Genomic DNA, 3,432 nt, shown 5'->3' on the forward strand with positions numbered 1-3,432 from the left:
TCAATATATCATCCACTAAACAGTAAATTCCAATAACTTTGTCCTGAAGCATTTGAGTAGAAGTTTTGTTTTCGCAACTCAAAATTATTCCTATTTCAAATGCTTCTATTTTAGGAAACTTGGGTTAAATTATATAGCACCTTACTCGGGGCTTAGTCCATTGGGTAGCGGTGTTACTATTGACGTTCACACCGGTTTAATTTCAGGTATTGCACCCCCGGCAGGAAAATATGTGGTATGTGTAATTGTAGAAGAATGGCGTAATGGCGTTTTATTAGACCATCACCGAAAAGATTTTATATTAACAATTGGCGATTGTTCTGTAAACGGCGCCAGCCTCAATCCGAAATACATTAACTGCAACAATTTTACATTTAACTTTTTTAATGAGAGTACCAATCCAAACATACAGTCGTATGCCTGGAAATTTGGCGATTTAAAAAACCCGTTGAAAGATACTTCAACAAGTCCAAAACCCACTTATACTTATTCAGATACCGGAACTTTTGAAATGAAATTAAAAGTAACCGCAACCGGCGGTTGCGAAGATTCTGCAACTGCTCAGGTATCTGTTTTCCCCGGATTCAAAGCAGATTTTTCTGTTTCTGGTAGTTGTATTTTAAATCCTTATCAGTTTAAAGATGCAAGTAATACCAAATATGGAATCATAAACGGCTGGCAATGGAACTTTGGAGATGCCAACACAACATCAGATACTTCTTCCCAACAAAATCCAACATACACTTATGCTTCCACCGGAACTAAAAAGGTTTTCTTCACGGTATATAGTTCAAAAGGTTGTACCGATACGCTTTCTAAATTCATTGCCGTTCCTGATAAACCTTTCTTAAGTTTACCTTTTCATGATACACTGATTTGCAGCATAGATACCTTACCATTAATCGCCAACAGTCCCGGCAGTAGTTTTCAATGGACAAGTATACAGGCACCGGGTAGTATTATCAATGCTACTGCACCCAACCCACAGGTACATCCAAAAGACACGGCAACTTATGTGGTAACTGTAAATAATAATGGCTGCATTAATAAAGATTCTATACAGGTAAATGTACTACAGTTCATTACCATTAATGCAGGACCCGATACCAGTATTTGCAAAACCGATACCTTACAGTTTAACCCTGTAAGTTATGCACTCAGTTATAAATGGACGAGCACTAACGGTATACCAATTGCGCCGGTTAAGAATCCAAAAGTAGCACCACTTACTAATACTACTTATTATGTGCAAGCCAACTTAGGCAAATGTCCTGCTTATGATACGGTTAACATACAGGTATTTCCGTACCCAACCGTTCAGGCTTCGGGAAATGCTATTATTTGTTTTGGCAATAGAACCCAATTAAACGGCAATACCAATGCAGATAATTTTAGCTGGTCGCCGATAAACACGCTGCTCAATGGCAATACATTGCAACCCATTGCAGGCCCTAACCAAACTACTCATTATGTTTTAACCGGGCAAAATAACAGTGGTTGTATTAAACAGGTAACAGATACTGTATTGGTAAAAGTGGTACAGCCCATACAAATTAATGTGGGAAATGATACTTCAGTAGTACTCAATCAACCTCTGCAATTACAGGCTTTATTAGCAGATAGCAGTCATTTTGCATACAACTGGACACCATCAGTCTATCTCAATAACCCGGCTATTTCGCATCCTGTTGCCACCATTACAAGCCCGGTTAACGAAATAAGATTTACGGTAAGAGCTACTGATTCCATTTCAGGTTGTTTTGGTGAAAACAGTTTATGGGTCAAGGTATATAATTCAGGGCCTGATATATTGGTACCCAAAGCCTTTACACCCAATGGCGATGGAAAAAACGATATTATGCGACCCATATTGTTAGGGATCAGTCGCTTAGATTTTTTTAGTATTTATAACCGTTGGGGGCAACTAATTTACACCACTTCACAACCCAATGCAGGATGGGATGGCACCATGAATGGAACTGCACAACCCAGTGGGGCTTATGTGTTCATCGCAAAAGGAATGGATTATTTAGGCAATACCATTTCAAAAAATGGCACAGTCATATTAATCAGGTAATTTTGCAATCACTTTTACATTGTTCCAGCGTTTAAAATTATCAATTCAAACCATTATAGTATGAAGAAGATTATACTCATTACCGGTGCTACTTCCGGATTTGGGAAAGCCATTGCCCAATTATTTGCAAAAAATAAATGGAACCTGATATTAACAGGAAGAAGAAAAGAAAGATTAGAACAAATCAGCAAAGAATTAGAACAAAAATATAGTGTTAAAACATTGCCATTGGTATTTGATGTACAAGACAGGAATGCTGTATTTACATGTATTGAAAATATTCCGGAAGAATGGAAAGGAATAACAGTTTTAGTAAACAATGCAGGATTGGCTTTAGGAAGAGAGCCTTTTGACAAAGCCGATATTGATGATTGGGAAACCATGTTAAACACCAACGTAAAGGGATTGATGTATGTAACCAAAGCCGTTTTACCATTTATGATACCACAACAAAAAGGGCATATCATTAACATTGGTTCAATAGCAGGTAAAGAAGTATATGTAAACGGGAATGGCTACTGTGCCAGTAAACATGCTGTTGATGCACTTAGTAAAGCCATGCGCATTGATTTATTACCACATAAAATAAAAGTTACAGCCATACATCCCGGTGCCGCAGAAACTGAATTTTCATTGGTACGCTTTAAAGGAAATAAAACCACTGCAAAATCTGTTTACGAGGGTTATACACCATTGTATGCGGAAGATATTGCCAACATTACTTATTACTGTGCAACGCTGCCTGCCCATGTTTGCATTAACGAATTAATTGTAACCAGCACTGCACAGGCTAATGCATCTACCTTCTTTAAAGAATAAAGAAGTATTTTCATGTACAAAAAACTAATAGCGAGCATTTTAAAAAAACAAATCGGAAAAGCTAAAAATTGTTTTTGAATTAAAAAATATTAAAGTAATTTTAATAGCATCAATTGATGATTATATAGCATTTTTTATCACAATTCAATCGAAAACCATGAAAAAGATAAAAATAGGATCTCTACAAAGAGATTCCGGAAAAACAATTTTTTCTATTCTTAATCACCATTTTGTTGATTGCATGCAATAGTGGAAAGGATGAAACAAAGCAGAACACCAACAGTAATGACGTTACACATATAGATATTCCCGGACTCACCTTAAATAATGGTGCAAAATGGGAAGCTGATTCAATTAATTACCAATAGAAATTTAAGAGACCTCCGAAATATTGCAGACAATTTTAAAATATAGGATTAGGTAGAACATTTACAAATAAGAGATAGGGGGGTGAAATAACTAAATAAATTAGTAAATTGAGGTCTAAAATATTTAGTTATGTTCAAAGGGGTTAATGCAATTGAGTTTGGCAAACG

2 protein-coding genes are annotated in these 3,432 nt (G+C 36.3%); both read left to right on the forward strand.

The window, feature by feature from the left end:
- Positions 1-52: 52 nt before the first annotated feature.
- Positions 53-2,077, forward strand: coding sequence for a PKD domain-containing protein (locus EO766_RS17910; protein WP_287101755.1), 2,025 nt, complete (start codon positions 53-55; stop codon positions 2,075-2,077).
- 60 nt (positions 2,078-2,137) lie between these two features.
- Entirely contained in the window at positions 2,138-2,896 is a 759-nt protein-coding gene (locus tag EO766_RS17915) for an SDR family NAD(P)-dependent oxidoreductase (RefSeq protein ID WP_074420562.1), read from the forward strand.
- Positions 2,897-3,432: the final 536 nt, after the last annotated feature.

It is taken from the genome of Hydrotalea sp. AMD, assembly GCF_004100315.1.
Taxonomy (GTDB): domain Bacteria; phylum Bacteroidota; class Bacteroidia; order Chitinophagales; family Chitinophagaceae; genus Hydrotalea; species Hydrotalea flava.